At 56.6% G+C, this 509-nt stretch carries 1 rRNA gene; it reads right to left on the reverse strand.

The features are described from left to right. Window positions 1-212: 212 nt before the first annotated feature. A 16S ribosomal RNA gene (locus HMPREF7215_RS09560) occupies window positions 213-509 on the reverse strand; the annotation flags it as partial.

Genomic DNA, 509 nt, shown 5'->3' on the forward strand with positions numbered 1-509 from the left:
CTTTGTTTCCTGTCGCGTCGGGGCAATTTCCCGCCGGGGTTCTCCCCTCGCGGGGATGGACCGATGGCTGGGGTTATTGGTTTTCGGCGCGCATAAAAAGGTTCCCTGACTGAAGAGGGGGGAGGGAAGGGGAGTGGCTTGGGGCAAGGCGGGGTTGTCTTTGTATTTCCGTTTTTCAAACGTGCAGCTTGATTTCGTGAAATACTCCTTAGAAAGGAGGTGATCCAGCCGCACGTTCCCGTACGGCTACCTTGTTACGACTTCACCCTCCTCACCGGACACTCTTTAGGCGGATCCTTCCTCGCGGTTAGGCCTCCGGCTTTGAGAGCACCCGACTCGGATGGTGTGACGGGCGGTGTGTACAAGGCCCGGGAACGTATTCACCGCGGCTTGGCTGATCCGCGATTACTAGCGATTCCAACTTCATGCAGTCGAGTTGCAGACTGCAATCCGAACTGGGGATGGCTTTTTGGGATCTGCTTCTCCTTCCGGTCTCGCTTCTCTCTGTA

Source organism: Pyramidobacter piscolens W5455, from assembly GCF_000177335.1.
Lineage (GTDB): Bacteria > Synergistota > Synergistia > Synergistales > Dethiosulfovibrionaceae > Pyramidobacter > Pyramidobacter piscolens.